Genomic DNA, 16737 nt, shown 5'->3' with positions numbered 1-16737 from the left:
TTCAGGGAATAAAACTCCGCTGCAAAAAGGTTTTGGGCTTCCGCCCGCTGTTATACTCGGATTTCTGATCTCACACTAAGCGGTTGAAATCCGAGTATAAAGGCGGCCACTGACGTTGCTCCAGCTCCAAAATTTTTCTCCGTTCCGTTTCCCTGTAACTCTTAAAAATCCCATCTGTTTTGCCTGACGGGCAGCAAAGTCCAAGAACCAGCTCAAGACTCGCTGCGCCGCTGGGAGATATCTGCCTTCGATCGTCTCAGGCAGACTTGTTGTTTACCGGGGCATAAGCCCAACTCCGCAAAAAAACCTCCCATCCCTAGCGTATGATCGCTAGGGACGAGAGGTTTGAATTCCCGTGGTACCACCCTAGTTAGCGGCTGAACATGCTTTATTCTGCCACTCACTTTGACACCCTTTAACGGAGGTGAGGCGACGACGGTTCACACACTGGCCTTTCGCAGCATCTGCCCTGCGAAACCTGCGGCTTGCGCCGTTACTCGGAGGTGAGTTCATTCCGTTCCGTTAACCGGCTTGCACCAATGCACCGGCTCTCTGCTATAACGTCGCGTGAGTTAATACTCCTCTTCATCGAACTGCTATTCATCACAACATAATCGTAATATTACACAACATTATAACCAAAAGCTCTGAATATAGTCAATGGTTTTACTGATTACACCGGCTTTCGCTTAATATAATAAGCCATTAAGTGCTGAATTACGACTTTTCCGGCCGCAAAACACGGCACCGCCAGAATAAGCCCAATCATTCCGGCCACCTCTCCGCCGACCAGCAGAGCAAAAATAATCAGCAGCGGATGCAGATGCAGTCTCCGTCCGACCACCTGGGGCGAGATTACATTGCTCTCCAGCATCTGGCATAGCGTATTAACTACTGCCACCAGCAGGACAAGGCGCAGGGACAGGGTTGAGGCCATCACAATGGCCGGAGCCGCCCCCAGGAACGGGCCCATGTACGGAACGATGTTGAACACAGCGACTACACAGGCAAACAGCAGCGCGTAAGGCATCCCGATGATGGCATAACCGATATATGCCAGCACGCCGATAATAATACAGACGAGGAACTGTCCGCGGATATAGTTGCCCAGCGCTTCATCAATATCCTTGAGCAGCTTCACAATCGATTTGCGGCGCGAGCGGGGCAGGCAGGAAACCACGGTCCGCTCAAACACATCAAAGTCCTTGAGAATGTAGAACACGAGAAACGGAACGATAAATGCATTGAACAGCACACCTATCGTTGTCCCGATATTGTCGAGAAAATGTGATATTCCTTTAGCCAGACGTTCCTCCAGCTGAAAAAACCAATTGTTCATCCCCATCTCAACACCGGGCGGGATCAGCCGGGAATTCATATTCTTCATGAGACCTTGCGCATGCAGTGTCATCTCCGGGAGATGTTCGTTCAGCTCCTCAAGCTGCTCGATAAACATCGGTATAAGATTGATGGCAATGACTGCAATTGAAGTCAGGAATACGGCGTAGATGAGAAGAACGGCAACGCTGCGCGGCATCTTCCGTCCCGCCAGCATACTGACCACCGGATTCAGTACATAAGAAATGATCATGGCCGCCAGAAACGGCGCAAGAATCGCTTTTAGAAACTGGAATATCCCCTGCAGCATCGGACGAAGTTGCCACACAAAATACAAAATGATCAGGGTAAGCAGCACTCCGATCATCCAGCGGAACCATTTACTTTGGGACCATTGCTCCATGAGTGCACCCCCTAGCGGTATTACTGGACTGGCTTCGTAAATAAGTATATGTATGCCTGCCGCAAAATAACCGCTGAACGTAAAGCGCAACAAAAAAAGCGCCAATAACCCTCAGCAAAATTGACGCTGAAAGGAAACTGACGCTTGTTTTTAAGCATATGTACCCGCTGCTAGCCAGTGCGAGGACTTATAATCAGGAGGATGCATGGATTTGGGGGAAATCCTGGGCGATTTCTTCCCCGGAGAACAGATCGTCAAGCGAACTGAGCGTGCCGTCTTCTTCAACCTGATAAACCGACATTTTCTCGCCGTTAACCGTAAGTTCGATGAAACAGCCCCAGCAATAGAACTGGTGGGAACCGATCTTGCCGATATCCTTGGAGTTGCAGTTTGGACACTTCATATAATACATTCCACCTATCCGTTAACAATATTAATGGCTTTTTGGAGCCGTTCTTCGCTCATCGCGGGAACCAGTACGGAATCCTCCCCAATGGACATTTCTTCAGAACAAGGCAGCCATTTGCGGCCTTCGATCAAATCAGTTACAAGCCCGTCACTGATTTCCAGCGCTACTATTGTGTTTCCCAACTTCTGGTCAAAATAAACATCGGATATTCGTCCAAGTATCGTTCCGGATGCAGTCAGTACCTGCAAATCCTTCAATTTCTTCTTTCCTAAAAGAAAAGTATATGGTATATGGTCAGTGTCGGCCTTTAATATCGACTCTTTACTGCGAATCATGACAGCATCTTCGCCATAAGCGACAATATCTTCCCATGCCACAACTTTCACATGACTGGAAAAAAAAGATTTGCTTTCCAGTTCAATACCCGTAATATTCCAGTTTGAATCTAGTACAACATCGACAATTTTGCCGATTTCATTACCTTCTTCAACTTCATATACAGCCAGGCCGATCATATCTTGAAGTTTCATGGCTGCTTTAGTCCCCTCGCTTTGAGTGTACTACCGAAACGGATACGAGACCGAAAAAAATCCTAGTCTACACTACGCAACCGTCTCAGGATGGTTTCAACTTTTTCTGCAACAAGCTTTATTTCTTCATTAGTATTACCCAAACCTGTGCTAAAACGAATCGCCGAGTCCAAAACTTCTTCCGGAAGATTCATCGCTTGCAGAACATGCGAAACCTCCAGTGAACCAGAGGTGCAGGCTGAGCCGCTGGCAGCAGCAATCCGCTCCATATCCAGGTTCATCAGCATCACATCGGTCCGGGCTCCCGGAAAACTTACATTCAGAATTCCCGGCAAAAAATGCTGCTCGTTTCCGTTAACCACATAGTTCTGCCGCCCGATACGGCTGTCCAGCTCCTGCAGCAGCACATTCCGGAGCTCAAGCGCTTTATCCTGGCGCCCGGGAAGCCCCTGAACCGCCAATTCCACCGCTTTGGCAAAACCTGCTGTGCTCGCAAGACTCTCCGTTCCCGCCCGTCTGCCGCGCTCCTGGAGTCCTCCGTGCTGTCTGGAATGCAGCGGTGCACCGCGCCGTACGTACAGTCCACCGATGCCCTGCGGGCCGTTTATTTTATGAGCGGAAAAGCTCATATAATCAACGGGAAGCTCGCGAAGTGTGATAGGAAGCATCCCGAGAGCCTGTACAGCATCGACGTGTAACAAAATGCCCCGTTCGGCAGCGAGACGGCCAATCTCTTCTATAGGTTCTACTGTTCCTACCTCATTATTCGCGAACATCACACTGATCAATACCGTATCATCTCGCAAAGCGGCTGCCACATCTGAAAGCGAGACGAGGCCTGTCGAATCAACCGGAAGATAGGTAACATCATAGCCCTGCTTCTCCAGTTCCTCGCACGTATGTTGAACGGCATGATGCTCAATTGCTGTGGTGATGATATGTTTGCCCTTCTCCGTGGTAGCAGCTGCAGCTCCAAACAGCGCCAGATTATCGCTCTCCGTGCCTCCGCTGGTGAATACCCATTCGTCGGGAGCACAGCCTAAAAAGCCCGCGATGGTATCGCGTGCCCCGTTCACAATCTTTTTGGCGGAACGTCCGAACGTGTGCACACTGGACGCATTGCCGTATTGTTCAAGCAGCATATTGTACATAACCTTGGCCACCTCCGGATGAACCGGGGTTGAGGCGGCGTGGTCCAAATAGATGGGTTTCATGACTAAATTCTCCGCTTCTTGAAATTCAGGATTTTCTTACAGGACTACTCGATTATACTGCTGAATGTCGCCTTTTACCACCTGAGAATAAACACAATATTGTAAAAACCTTTAGGGGTCTGTTAGTGGGAATTCCCGCTAAGCCACTCACTTTCCAGCACATTCCAAAGCTTCCAGCCGAGCGGAGAGCTGCTGCTCAGAAATCACCTCAATACCGTTTCTTCTCAGCAGAGCGGACGTTACACCTTGCCCGGGAATTTTCACACCGGCAAATTGTCCGTTATAGATCATCGTACTGCCGCAAGAAGGGCTGTTTTCTTTGAGTACTACGGTGGTGGCTCCGATCTCCCGGGCTTTCTCCAGCGTTTCATAGGCCCCTTTGAGGTACATTTCGGTTACATCATTTCCTGACCGGTCCATCACCCTGGCCGTCCCCTCCAGCACATCCTCCCCGCCGCCGCCGATAATTTCCGCCGGTTCCCTCGGTGTCGAGAATCCGCCAAGCAATTCTGGACATACAGCAACTGCCTTGTTGTTATCCAACAGTTTTTGAAGGCTTGTATCGAGACAATCCGTGCCGTTGTATCTTACTTTCATTCCTGCGAGACAGGAGCTTACGATAATCATCCGGAATCCTCTCCTTCGTTTCGCTATCATCCGTTTCTTCATTTATAATAATATGAAATACTCCGAGCATAGCATGAGGGCTACAGCACTGTAAACAATCTCAGACCACATCATAAATGAACCGGGAGGATAAATCAGCATGTGCGGAAGATACACCATTACCGTAACCATGGATGAGTTGATGCTGCGTTATTTTACGAATGACACCACCATTGTCCACTATGCCCCAAAATATAACGTGGCCCCGATGCAGTATATCCCGGCAGTTATTCATAATGGCAAGCATAATAAGCTTGGGGAATTACGCTGGGGGCTGGTCCCGTCCTGGGCCAAGGATGACAAAAGCGGCAGCAAAATGATCAATGCCCGTGCAGAATCCCTTCTGGAAAAAGCATCCTTCAAAAACCTGGTGAGCTCGCGCCGCTGCGTGATTCCTGCGGACGGCTTCTACGACTGGAATCCGCAGGAAGGCGGCAAACAGCCGCTGAGGATTACGCTGCGTGACGGGAAGCTTTTTTCCATGGCCGGCTTGTACGATATTTGGATGGATCAGAGCGGCAATAAGCTCAGCAGCTGCACAATTATTACTACAGAATCCAACAGCCTGATGGCTGAGATTCATGACCGCATGCCGGTTATCCTCACCTCTGAAGCCGAGACAGCGTGGCTTGACCGGCACAATCATGACGTCCCCACTCTGATGAAGCTATTGCGGCCTTATGATGCAGAGCATATGCGGGCTTATCCCGTCTCACCCGCAGTGGGCAACGTCCGCAACGACTATAAGGAGTTAATTAAAGAAGCATAGCGAAGAATCGCAGCAATGACCGGATCAAGGGCTTTTGGGGTTTAAAAATTTCAATCGCAAGCAAAAAATCCGCCAGCATGAGTGCTGGCGGAGACTATATTAGAGTAAAGCGGTTTAAAGCTTACAGCAGGATTGTCTTAGAGATAATTACCAACAATATAAACAACACGAGTATAGCACCCGTAGAAGTCCACGCTCCACCGTATCCACCGACATTTTCACTCATAACGATTCCTCCTTAAAAATAGAATACAGTTTAGGGTATGCAGGCATAATCTCTTTGCTTGGGCAATCAGTAAACTTCCGATAACAACATTAAAATTCATGTTCTCATCCTCAATACCAAGCTGTGTCCATCCTCTATAAATAATTAGGCATCCACCCAAGCTTAACCAGCATAAGGTCTATAAAGATGTTAAGGAGGGATATTATGTCTAACATGTTTGTCGCCCGGTCACTGGAAGAGGTCAGCTTTTGGTCAAGAATTATGAAAGAACATTCCTTGTTTCTAGGATTGGGGTTCCGGGCGGAAGATACTATTCTGATTAAAGAAGCCAACCACTTTTACCGGATTTTCGAAGACATTGAGAGACGGGTGCATGCTTTCTCCCTTGATGCAGATCCTGCAACGATTCAACAATTTAATCAGGAGGTCCATACGGCAGTATGTCACATTTGGGCGTTCAAAAGAAAAGTCCTTGGCTTGATTCTATCTTGTAAGCTCCCTGGACAAACGAATTTCCCACTTTTAGTGGATCATGTAAGTAGAGAAGCCAATTATTTTAGAAATCGGCTGGAAGAGCTAAACCAAGGCAAATTAGAGCCATTATATGATGCTATTATTGATGAAAATGTATTTTTCTTAAGAATTATGGCCGACCACGCCAAATTTATAGGTCATCTATTAGATCCTTCAGAACGGAAACTTGTCGAGCAGGCCCGAGAATTCAGTCAAGATTTTGATCAATTATTATTTCAGGCTAGAGATATTGAATCCATGAGACCTCAATCGCAAACCGGTCCAATCTTAACCCAATTTCTTGATCAGAATAGAGTATCAGTGAAATCACTAAGGGATTTTAAGAAAACAGCCCGGGATTTAATCGAACAATGCAGAATTAAAAGCATCATACACCCGCTGCTTGCGGATCACGTTTTCCGTGAAGCAGAGAGATTCTTGGAGATTATTGATATGTTCGAAAACTCTTTAACCGGGAAAGGGAATGCACCAATGATCCATCATTAGCTCTTTCTTGGTACCAAGTTCTTCGGGCTTCAATAGAGCTTTAAATTTCTTTACATACATCAGGGGCTTGCTGACAGTTAATGTTCCCGATTTCCGACAATCACCATCCTCCCATTCATTAAACAAAACGTCCTGCTGACCGTCACGGTAGCAGGGCTTTACTATGACTATGCTATAAAGAGGCATCATAATTATATCATTCTAAAATCAATAGAAATAAATACTCTAATCTCCCAAACATCGCAGGAACTAAAAGAATAAATATATATAAAATCAAGAAAGGGGGCATTACGTTGCCTACAGTGCTAAATTATAATAGAGGCCTTATATCTAATTTTGCCGGTTCTGCTTCGCTTCCTGCTAATAGCATTATACTGCTGATTGAATTTGGGATCTTTGTCAATCAGGCATCGAACTTCTTGGAAGTTTCAACTTCTGTCGGCGTTCTTACAGACAGTGAATCTGGTGCACTCGTTACCATTAATGTGAATATGGACAGTAATCCTATTGGAACCACTGGAACTATTTTTATTAACCCAAGCAATTCTGTTATTACCTACAACATTGTCCTTACAGATGTAAGTATTGGACATCATGTTATCCAAATACTCGCAGATTCTGGTGGTTACAGTCTTAATGGTCTGACTACAGCACAAGCTACCGTTTATGGTTGAACATATGGAAAAGGCTGGTTAACCCTCAGACGTCTCAACTTTGCCTGAATGTCATGCAGATTACCTTCTCTGCCTCCTTAGCGATGCTTTACATTGGATATTTTTGGAACGGATTCCGTGTAAAAACGTATCTTTATCGTCCAGGTTACAAGGAGGCTATTTCATGATTTTGTTTAAGATTGTCCCTATTTTTTTTTATAATAGCCGGTGCATTCTACACGGTATTCCCGAAAGTAGGCTGGGAATTGAGAAGATTCAGCCGCGGAACCCCCAGCCCTATGACACTTCTTTTCATCAGGGTTGTTGGTGTTTTTTGTATGATTATTGGTTTCGCTTTATTCAATTCATTCCAGGAGTTTGGCCCATAATGGCCGTTGCCCCGTATTTAATCCCTATAGATATATAGATGGAGAAAATACGCAACATGATCCAGAGATAGGTTCATCGGAGACAAAAGCCGGTTCGGGTCCAGTGAAGTTTGCGATTGATAAACACGACAACAACAAAGGGCAATTCATCAAGCGTACTGATTTTGTAATCTTTGAAAAGATCCTAACCTTTGAAGTAAGTGAGTACACAGCAGCAAAACAAACAAAAATAAACCCGTCAGAAGCCCGGCGGGATTATTTTTGCATGCTTCTAAATTCTGTTTAAAAGCTATGGCAAATCTTAATTCCTTTCAAGCGTTGACAGTGAAACCATTACCCATGGAGCAAATTTATTCGATAGTTCACCCTTAGGATTGTGTATCCGGAAAAGAAAAGCTTCCCCCGCTTGATTCTTCCACACCATATAATCCTCTATTCCCTTATCACCAGTAGCCTGCAGATATAAATCTGCAAAACCCAGAGGATGCTCAAACAGTTCCCCGCTATGATCGTTAGCCTTACCCATTGCAGAAAGCTCAGTTTGTCCCTGTTGCTTCAGAGCGGTAAGATCGTAACCGGATGGCAAGTGTTCAATCTCGGCATAATAGGTGGGGTCCTCAGTGAGTGATAAACGGCCAGACTGTTCATCGAATGTGAAATCCTCAAAGACATACAGGGAATATCCATCACCTTGCTCAAGTGTACCTTCTTGCCCTGAGACCCCTCCCTCCTGTTCACCAAATGCCTGGGTCTTCGGACGTTTGGATGTCTGAGGATCAGTAGCGTCCGGACTGGCGGACTCCTGCGCCTCCGTGGCTGCGGGAGTAGCAGAAGGTTCAGGAGTGGCTGTAGCTTCAATAACAGGCATAGTCGCTGCACTTGACGCTGTAGGCTCTGCCTCGTTTAATGTTTCATTGTTACTGCATGCACCGAGAATTGAGGCGGACAGAAGAATGCTGGTAACTGTAGCAATCAATGTTTTATTCATTATATACCTCCTCATCTGAATAATAGTTATTACCCAAATGTCCAACATTCTCGCACCACTTAAGGTTGACGGATTATTTAATGCAGGCTCTAAACTCAGATAATTCACGCATAAACCAACTGACGGCAATTTTGATTGTCTCTGGGAGAATCCCCCTCCACCAGCCCGCCATAATCCCTTAGGTGGCCAATTGGGTCCTGATCTTCCCGGTACCAGACTGACACCTTGGATTGCTTGGTTCTAATCTAATTGGGCCTTATCCGAAATCACAAGGAAAAATGTAGCCAGTGGGCCACAAAGCAAGGAAAGCAAAAACCAGTTTAGTCCACTCCTATTTTTCCCTTGCGCCAGTCCTGCATTAATTAGAGCCAGCGTCCCCCAACCCGCAAAATATCCATTATCCATCACGCACGCAACCTTTCGTCGTAATTTAAAGGGAATTTCAAACTAAATAATTTCAATATATTTCATTTGGAACATTATGTATATGCACTCTGTATCCTTGGTAAGGAAAACTTTCCTTACGGCAAAGAAATACCCCGCCAATGCTGGCAGGGTACAGTAGTTCCAACTCAGTATTTAATAATTATTTATCAACATTTCTTTTTAGAAAGGATTTAATCCCATCATATATGACTACTAATCCAATAACGTTTGTTTGTATTATATGCGATGATTGGATTTTTAATTAATGGAAAATCCTCCAGAATAATCCCTGGGGCTCTATATAATGACACTAGACTTGCTCTACCACTCGCTCGTTCCGATCCGCTTAATTAGGATGTTGGAAAGGAAAAACTTCGTCCATTAACACGGATGTAGGGAAACTCACTAGAAGAAACTTCAATATTATTTTTATCAAAAAGATATATCCTCTGTCCCTCAATTAAAATTTTTCCAATCGGGTCTTCTTCCTGCGAATAAGCATATACAAGCATGCCCGATGTTTTATCATCGATGTATAGTGTGGTATCTATGAAGATTAAAGTGTCTTCAATTTTCCCAACGGGCACAACTTTCCGCTCGACATGTGGATTTTTAAATTTCTCAGTCATAAATGAATGCACATCTTCTGAAATTTTACTTAACTCAATAAACTCCTCTTTCTCCAAGTCAATAAAACCTATCTTTTTATTTTTATAAATATAAAGTTTATTTTCATCAAGAATCGAGTCGCTTGGAGAAATCGTATTATCGCCGGAAGGTAATTTATCAATTGAAAAACTCTTCACTTCATATTCATCTTTATTGAGATCGTAATCTAAGAGTATTATTTCACTTTCTTGCTTATCCTGGTAAAAAGCTGAAAACACCAATCGAATGATCTTTCCATTTTTTAACGTTTCCCCATTTGCTAGGAAGACGCTTTTATTTTTAAAATTGTCATTATTTTTCAAGTCAACTTTATATTCTTTATTATTAAAATTCAGGATATATTCAAACTTCTCATCAGAAATTTCACCTAAGCAAGTGAAATCATTAAAAAAATAAGACTGTTCAGTCCCTGTGGAAATAATGTCACCTTGCTCCAATTTATAGTTTACGTCGACTTTGTCGAGTATATTTACATTTTTTTGTAAAATTAACGTTTTTCCGTACCAAACTAGAGGTTCTCCGAGTCCTGAAGTAAATGTATACATACCTTTGTCTAAATTTATCTTGGACTGATTGATATCCCAGGATCCTAAAATCGCTTCCTTCTTAACAGAGTCATTTTGTTGATACACCAGCATCGGTATTTTTATGATCTTTGAATTTTCAAAACTGCAAGAAGTAAGAATAGATGTAATTATAAATATCATCGCTGACATTTTTTTCAGACCCATTGAAACCATCCTTCACACTTAAAATAATAAGATTAGGCATTTGCTTAAAACTAACTAACAAATACCTAATCTTATTTCACTCACTTATCCCAAATTTAATTTGCTGCATAAAAGTCAAACGACGATGAACCAAAGTTTGCAAAAGAAGCATTTAACCTATCATTTGTATGCGCACAATACAGCAAATTGATTGTATCATTTTTCACAACCATCATCACATGAGAGTAATCAGTAGAGGATATGCCCCCCCCTGCTCCTGTTGTGGTTTTGGTAGCTTTCCTAAAATATCCTTTATCAACCATATATTCCTGTAAACCAAAAATTGGTGCCAGACGGAGACCGTCACCTATAACATCGCAGCAACCATGAAGTCTGCATCGCTCTTTAGGACTTTGTATGTATTATTCAAACTCATACTCCTAACAACAAAATAATGTGCAATTTCATTCTTTAACGAGTCGCTTTCCAATTAATTTCTTCGCCTCATCTTCTGAGATATTTGATGAAAATCCAATATGATTCAGTTTCGTTTTTCCAGTGCCATAATTTATCATTTCAAATGATTTCACAAGCACTGCCTGTGCATTATCTTCTTTATTAAGCAAAGTGTCTCCGATTCTTAAAACGGACTCTCTTTGAATAATCTCCCCTGCAATTACATATCCTCCCCAGTAATTTTGAATACATCTTTAACTTCGACTTCAAACATAATTTAACTCCCCTTATGTAGAAATACCCCGCCAACTGGCAGGGTTGAGTATATAAAATTTGGAACATTTTGTATTTTTACTATATTTGGACCAAATCAGGAATGTTGCGGGGTCCAGTGTTCTCAGAGTTCACCTTATAAAAAGCAAGTCATCCACCTCAAGGGTAGATGACTTGTTTTAACGCACCTTTTAGAACTGTCTAGCACTTACATCAACATCAAGTGGATATCCTAATAAACTATATATGTAGACCTCATAATTTCCATCCAGACCATTACCTAACATATCCGTAAAAGAGATTGTTTTCTGTGAGCCAACAGCAATTGCTTGATTAGTGAACTCAACTCCATTTCGCCACACTTGAAATTGAACCGATTGGCCATTGTTATTCATCATCCAGATGTTCAGGTTAACTCCATCATCCGGTTCACAAGTGAATGAATCATTAAAAGCTCCACCCTTTTGATTCACACGGACTATCTTTACGGCCTCTTTCCCTCTTGCAAGTTCTGGTACTTTAACCCCATCCCCCACCAAAATCTTCGTTCCTGTTCCTGGTTCTTCGTAAATGTAATTGTTAAAACTGTAACTTTTTGCAGAGGAAACCTCAGATACTGAAGATTTTTGCAGCGATGGTGAATCTACAAGGCCTGTTATCGGAGTAAAAAGTAATGATGCAGCGACACCTAATCCTAAAAGTTTAATCAAATTAACAACCTCCCAGATATTTTTTTTGGATTACATTGGAATTATACCATTAATTAGGTTATTAATGAAATAGTATCTATTTACTATAAATAACGACTTTATTTCCCGCGATCAAACATAAAAATGGTATTTTTTATCGCATTGTGCTTTAAAATAGATTGTATATATAATAAACAACAATGTTAGCTTCCACTCAAGTCTGCTCTAAATTTAAATCGCTGCCGGATAAATCTTAAGTGATACAGAGTGTATCCCTCAACGATGCCGCCATAATCCATCAAGTGACCGATTGGATCCAGATCTTCCCGGTACCAAACAGATAGATACTTTCGACTGCACCAGAGAAGCGGCTAGGAAGCCTGAATTGCTTTTCAAGGCTTTGTATGAAGTTTCCAAGCCCTTACTCCTGTTTATTAGAAGAACAAGTGGAATGATATTTATTTTTTATATCAGTATTTCTGTATGGAACTTATTATCTTGCGCAGCAATTTATGGATCGAATATCACAACATGGGTCCTGAGATATTTAATGCAATGCTAGATTCTGTTGGCAGTTCGCTCAAAAACCTTAGTAAACTTTCTTTGTTGGCAGGGATCGCCTTTTTGGTGTGGGCAGAAATCGAGGAGTATTATAAAACTCATAATAAGAACAACAATATAAAAAATGCAGAGCCATTCAAGATATGATTTTGAAAACTTACAAGTCAATTATATTTAATTTGGAACATTATGTATATTCACTTCCATCGGTAAGGAAAACACTTCCTGAATGCAAAGAAATACCCCGCCATTAATGGCAGGGTGCAGTCTTTAATTTCCAAGAGTAGCAGCCTGATTATCTAATAGAACAAGCCCGCATCGGCCCTAAAAGTAATTCAAAGTAACTGAGCTTATTTATCTGCATGTAACTATGGGCGAATAACTAAACGAACGGTTGCGGGTAAATTGCGGGTAACGGTTCGTAAAAAAGCTTACTATTCCCTTGAACAGCGCGGGTTTCCTGATATCCGTTAGATATAAAACATATAGTTGTCAGCCTTACTTTCTTCCTTATAGTTGATTAAGTCAGACAATGTGGTGGAATCCAGCACATCGGCAATGCTGTCGCGGATGCGCAACCAGAGGTCGCGTTTTGCCGGATCATCTTCTTCTGTAAAATCAACTGGCGATATGGGGCCTTCCAGTACACGGATAATATCGCCGGCTGTAATGGTGATGGATTCGCGTGAAAGGATATAGCCGCCGTAAGCACCACGAATGCTCTTCACAAGCCCTGCGTTGCGCAGTGGGGCAATGAGCTGTTCCAGGTAATGCTCGGATAGTCCGTTTTTCTCGGCGATGCTTTTAAGTGAGGTTGGACCTTCGCCAAATTTCAGGGCAAGCTCCATCATAATGGTTAATCCGTAACGTCCTTTTGTCGATATCTTCAAGGGGCACCTCTTTCGGTTTAGTTGCTGATAGAATCATAATCCATTGTTACGACATGAGATATGTCATATCAAGGTATTCCGATGTTTGCTCTCAGCTTATGTTATCATATTTATGGACATATTTGGAGCCAAAAAAGTAACTTTTCACATGAATGTTCGCCAGTGGTGGACAAATTGTCAATTTTATCGTCTTTTCTGCTGCATTTTCCCGTCCTCACGGGCAGTTTGGGCTGGACAGGTGTGTTATAATACAAAATGAGCCGGGTGTTTGTATCAATAACCGGTATTTTTTGCATAGAAAATGGTGATTACGATGACAAAGGCAAACCAGGACACACGTGTCGTCGTCGGCATGTCCGGAGGGGTCGATTCCTCCGTTACGGCACTTCTGCTGAAGCAGCAGGGCTATGACGTCATCGGTATCTTCATGAAGAACTGGGACGACACCGATGAGTTTGGCGTATGTACGGCCGAGACTGACGCAGAGGATGTCCGCCGCGTGTGTGAGCAGATCGATATTCCTTACTATACCGTTAACTTCGAGAAGGAATACTTTGATAAAGTCTTTTCCTATTTCCTCGATGAATATAAGGCCGGACGCACACCAAATCCGGATGTGATGTGCAACCGCGAGATCAAATTCGGAGAATTCCTGAATAAGGCACTACAACTGGGCGCCGATTACGTGGCTACCGGGCATTATGCACGGGTCATTCAAGAAGACGGCAAGTTCAAGCTGCTGCGCGGCGTGGACAGCAATAAAGACCAGACCTACTTCCTAAACGCGCTGAGCCAATACCAGCTTTCCAAAGCGATGTTCCCGATCGGACATCTGCCAAAACCTGAAGTACGGAGAATCGCCGAGGAAGCCGGATTGTACACAGCCAAGAAAAAAGACAGCACCGGCGTCTGCTTCATCGGTGAGCGTAACTTCCGTGAATTCCTAAGCCAGTATCTGCCTGCCCAGTCGGGAGACATGGTCGATATCGCCACAGGCGAAGTGAAGGGCCGCCACGAGGGCCTGATGTACTATACGCTGGGCCAGCGCCAGGGGCTGGGAATTGGCGGCTCCGGCAATGGTGAGCCGTGGTTTGTGGCTGAGAAGGATCTGGACCGCAACATCCTGTATGTAGTCCAAGGGGACAAGCACCACAGCCTCTACTCCACCAGTCTGATCGCCTCCGGGGTCAACTGGATAGACGGCCTTACCCTTACGGATGTACCGCTGAAGTGCACCGCCAAGTTCCGCTACCGCCAGCCTGATCAGGGCGTAACACTGACAGCACAGGAAGACGGTACCGTGCATGTTGCCTTCGATGTGCCGCAAAAGGCGATCACACCGGGCCAAGCTGTTGTCTTCTACCTGGACGAGGAATGCCTTGGCGGAGGTACGATTGAAGCTGCAGAGAAGGTAATACCGCAGCCGCAGCAATAAGAACCGAATGAACGCACCTAAAAACGGCTGCTGACCCCACCAAGGTCGGCAGCCGTTTCTATGCAGCTAAAGCGATAGCGTTTAGCCCTATGTGTATACAAAAACCTCCTTGCGGCTGTAAAATCCGCAAGGAGGTTTTGAATTACAGGTTGCTAAATCCCGGAAAATTACTGCGCAGCAATCCCCTTGTCGGCGGACAGTGCAAGCTCATTTCTGTAAATACCCGTTCCATCGCCGATAGCGTAATTCAGAACGCGGTTATTAACCGGAACGAGTGCTGCGCGATAAAGGGTTGGGAATACAGGAATCTCGTCAACCATCAGCTGCTGCCACTCTTTGTAGATTTCTTTACGCTTCGCTATATCAAATGCTGCTTCGGATACGCCCTCTTTCATCAGGCGGTCGCTTTCTTCACTTGCGTAACGCGGGAAGTTGTAGATAGCGTCGCGGCCATACAGTCCTTGTGGATCCACGTCGATACCGACTGTCCAAGCGCCTTGGTATACATCAACAGAAGGATCATCTTCACCATTGGAACCTACGCGGTCATAGAAGGTGTTGAACTCCACCATTTCCAGCGTTACATTCAGACCGATGGCTTTCCACGACTGCACATAATATTGGGCCAGCGGCTCAGCGATATCCGAACCTGTCATGGAGATGAAATTGATCGTCAGCGGCGTGCCGTCCGGATTGGTACGAAATTCTCCGTTAAGTTTATAGCCTGCATCATCCAGTGTTTTCTTTGCTGCTTCCTGATCAAACGTTACTCCAGGATTGCTGTCATCGTGGAATTCGGGATGGGATGGCGGAATCAGCGTAGTCGCGTTCCAGCGCAGACCATGATAGAATTTCTTGCCGACGGCATCATTATCCACCGCCTGCCACATCGCTTTACGCAGAGCTACATTGCCCATCTTCGCCTTCGGATCAGGAGCAACCACTTTTTTGGTCGCGTCCCACTTCCCAAGCTTGAAGCCAATGTAAGTATAGGCACGGTCAATTGCTCCAAGGTATTCAACATTGGACAATTTAGAGTTATCAGGGAACTGGTCAATTGGGAAGCTGTCGACCAAATCGATATTTCCGGCTTTAAGCTCCTGCACAACTGTAGTCGGTGGAATTACTTTCAGGACAACCTTATCCAGCTTGGGAGCGCCGCGCCAGTAGTCGCCATTCTTGACAAACACTACAGATTCACCAGGGACAATACTTTCCACTTTAAATGGGCCGAAACCGATTGGTTTCTGGCGGACCTCAGGGGAAGCGGAGATTTTGGCTACATCCATATTTCCAAAAATATGCTTCGCCAGCGGATAAATCCAGACGCTGCCTGTCAGCAGGGAAGGAGTGGATTTCACATAAGTAATTTCCAGTTTTTTCTCACTAAGTACTTTGATCCCGGAAATCGTCTTGGCTTTGCCGGCATGGTAATCTTCCATACCTACAATGTTGGTGAAGTCAGAACCGTAACGAGGGCCGTCATAGGCCGGATTACCGATAACTTCATGGGCAAACAGCCAATCTTCAGCTGTCACAGGCTTGCCGTCATGCCAGTTTACATTGTCGCGGATGGTGAAAGTGAAGGTGCGTCCATCTTCAGAGACTTCATAGGTAGCAGCCCCGTCATTGGTATACACATAGTTCTTATCCCAGGTCAGCAAACCTTCGTCAAACCACTCAAGGACCTCAGAATCTGGATTACCGGAATAGAAGTTAAAATTCAAAGTTCCTTCAAAGGGAGTATCGGATACAAGGCCAAAGTTGAGTGTGCCGCCTTCAATGGCTTCACCCTGGTTCTTCTTAACATTGCTGAAATCTGCGATGTTGTACAGCCCGTCTTCTGCTGCCGGTGCTGCAGTTGGAGCAGTTGTAGCAGCTGCATCTGTCTTGGCTGTTGCCGAAGGCTCAGCCGCTTCGTTGTTGCCTGAGCCGCAGGCCGTAACCGCAAGCGTCAGGACAAGCATCAATGTGAAGAGCATGGTCTTGCCAGAGTTTCTTTTTCTCATTCTTGTTTCTTCCT

Annotated in this window: 18 protein-coding genes; 6 read left to right on the top strand and 12 right to left on the bottom strand. The window is 44.6% G+C overall.

Annotated elements, in window-relative coordinates; translation table 11 throughout:
* Positions 1-673 precede the first annotated feature (673 nt).
* From NYE29_RS17545 to NYE29_RS17525, 5 genes are all read right to left on the bottom strand, one after another.
* The gene (locus tag NYE29_RS17545) at positions 674-1741 is read right to left on the bottom strand and encodes an AI-2E family transporter (protein ID WP_076109133.1); all 1068 of its coding nucleotides are present in this window, start codon (positions 1739-1741) and stop codon (positions 674-676) included.
* A gap of 193 nt (positions 1742-1934) precedes the next feature.
* Positions 1935-2144 carry a hypothetical protein gene (locus NYE29_RS17540; RefSeq protein ID WP_042179559.1) on the bottom strand — a complete coding sequence of 70 codons (210 nt, stop codon included), beginning with the start codon at positions 2142-2144 and terminating at the stop codon, positions 1935-1937.
* 14 nt (positions 2145-2158) lie between these two features.
* Positions 2159-2680 carry a PRC-barrel domain-containing protein gene (locus tag NYE29_RS17535; RefSeq protein WP_038595530.1) on the bottom strand — a complete coding sequence of 174 codons (522 nt, stop codon included), beginning with the start codon at positions 2678-2680 and terminating at the stop codon, positions 2159-2161.
* A gap of 62 nt (positions 2681-2742) precedes the next feature.
* Positions 2743-3894 carry a cysteine desulfurase family protein gene (locus NYE29_RS17530; protein WP_340896908.1) on the bottom strand — a complete coding sequence of 384 codons (1152 nt, stop codon included), beginning with the start codon at positions 3892-3894 and terminating at the stop codon, positions 2743-2745.
* 147 nt (positions 3895-4041) lie between these two features.
* Positions 4042-4521 carry a DUF523 domain-containing protein gene (locus NYE29_RS17525; RefSeq protein WP_340896907.1) on the bottom strand — a complete coding sequence of 160 codons (480 nt, stop codon included), beginning with the start codon at positions 4519-4521 and terminating at the stop codon, positions 4042-4044.
* A 139-nt stretch (positions 4522-4660) separates the two neighbouring features.
* Here NYE29_RS17525 and NYE29_RS17520 point away from each other — a divergent pair, with 139 nt between their 5' ends.
* The gene (locus NYE29_RS17520) at positions 4661-5329 is read left to right on the top strand and encodes an SOS response-associated peptidase (RefSeq protein ID WP_340896906.1); all 669 of its coding nucleotides are present in this window, start codon (positions 4661-4663) and stop codon (positions 5327-5329) included.
* A 121-nt stretch (positions 5330-5450) separates the two neighbouring features.
* Here the strand turns inward: NYE29_RS17520 and NYE29_RS17515 are convergent, their stop codons facing one another.
* Positions 5451-5555: a YjcZ family sporulation protein gene (locus NYE29_RS17515; protein ID WP_218642507.1), complete on the bottom strand. Its 105-nt coding sequence runs from the start codon at positions 5553-5555 to the stop codon at positions 5451-5453.
* Positions 5556-5759: 204 nt separating this feature from the next.
* Here NYE29_RS17515 and NYE29_RS17510 point away from each other — a divergent pair, with 204 nt between their 5' ends.
* From NYE29_RS17510 to NYE29_RS17500, 3 genes are all read left to right on the top strand, one after another.
* Positions 5760-6575: a DUF2935 domain-containing protein gene (locus NYE29_RS17510; protein ID WP_076109137.1), complete on the top strand. Its 816-nt coding sequence runs from the start codon at positions 5760-5762 to the stop codon at positions 6573-6575.
* 293 nt (positions 6576-6868) lie between these two features.
* Positions 6869-7249 (top strand): hypothetical protein, encoded by a 381-nt coding sequence (locus NYE29_RS17505; protein WP_340896905.1) that lies wholly within the window; start codon positions 6869-6871, stop codon positions 7247-7249.
* A gap of 357 nt (positions 7250-7606) precedes the next feature.
* Positions 7607-7903: a hypothetical protein gene (locus NYE29_RS17500; RefSeq protein ID WP_340896904.1), complete on the top strand. Its 297-nt coding sequence runs from the start codon at positions 7607-7609 to the stop codon at positions 7901-7903.
* 15 nt (positions 7904-7918) lie between these two features.
* Here the strand turns inward: NYE29_RS17500 and NYE29_RS17495 are convergent, their stop codons facing one another.
* From NYE29_RS17495 to NYE29_RS17480, 4 genes are all read right to left on the bottom strand, one after another.
* Complete coding sequence (locus NYE29_RS17495; RefSeq protein WP_340896903.1) at positions 7919-8605, bottom strand: hypothetical protein; 687 nt, start codon at positions 8603-8605, stop codon at positions 7919-7921.
* Positions 8606-9381: 776 nt separating this feature from the next.
* Positions 9382-10431: a hypothetical protein gene (locus NYE29_RS17490; protein ID WP_340896902.1), complete on the bottom strand. Its 1050-nt coding sequence runs from the start codon at positions 10429-10431 to the stop codon at positions 9382-9384.
* Between the two features lie 443 nt (positions 10432-10874).
* The gene (locus NYE29_RS17485) at positions 10875-11036 is read right to left on the bottom strand and encodes a hypothetical protein (protein WP_179091676.1); all 162 of its coding nucleotides are present in this window, start codon (positions 11034-11036) and stop codon (positions 10875-10877) included.
* Between the two features lie 294 nt (positions 11037-11330).
* Complete coding sequence (locus NYE29_RS17480; protein ID WP_076109142.1) at positions 11331-11849, bottom strand: hypothetical protein; 519 nt, start codon at positions 11847-11849, stop codon at positions 11331-11333.
* A gap of 462 nt (positions 11850-12311) precedes the next feature.
* Between NYE29_RS17480 and NYE29_RS17475 the strand changes: the two genes are divergently transcribed.
* A complete protein-coding gene (locus NYE29_RS17475) occupies positions 12312-12536 on the top strand; it encodes a hypothetical protein (RefSeq protein WP_076109143.1) in 225 nt (74 codons plus the stop codon).
* Between the two features lie 323 nt (positions 12537-12859).
* Here the strand turns inward: NYE29_RS17475 and cymR are convergent, their stop codons facing one another.
* Positions 12860-13279 (bottom strand): cysteine metabolism transcriptional regulator CymR, encoded by a 420-nt coding sequence (cymR, locus tag NYE29_RS17470; RefSeq protein WP_038595549.1) that lies wholly within the window; start codon positions 13277-13279, stop codon positions 12860-12862.
* A 313-nt stretch (positions 13280-13592) separates the two neighbouring features.
* Here cymR and mnmA point away from each other — a divergent pair, with 313 nt between their 5' ends.
* Positions 13593-14714, top strand: a complete 1122-nt coding sequence (gene mnmA, locus NYE29_RS17465; protein ID WP_340896901.1) for a tRNA 2-thiouridine(34) synthase MnmA — start codon at positions 13593-13595, stop codon at positions 14712-14714.
* Between the two features lie 167 nt (positions 14715-14881).
* On the opposite strand, the gene NYE29_RS17460 is transcribed toward mnmA, so the two are convergent.
* A complete protein-coding gene (locus NYE29_RS17460) occupies positions 14882-16723 on the bottom strand; it encodes an oligopeptide ABC transporter substrate-binding protein (RefSeq protein WP_340896900.1) in 1842 nt (613 codons plus the stop codon).
* Between the last annotated feature and the right edge of the window lie 14 nt (positions 16724-16737).

Origin of the sequence: Paenibacillus sp. FSL M7-1046 (assembly GCF_038007405.1) — a bacterium.
GTDB lineage: Bacteria > Bacillota > Bacilli > Paenibacillales > Paenibacillaceae > Paenibacillus_AQ.
The sequence above is the reverse complement of the archived record's forward strand: the minus strand, read 5'-3'. Positions and strand labels throughout refer to the sequence as shown.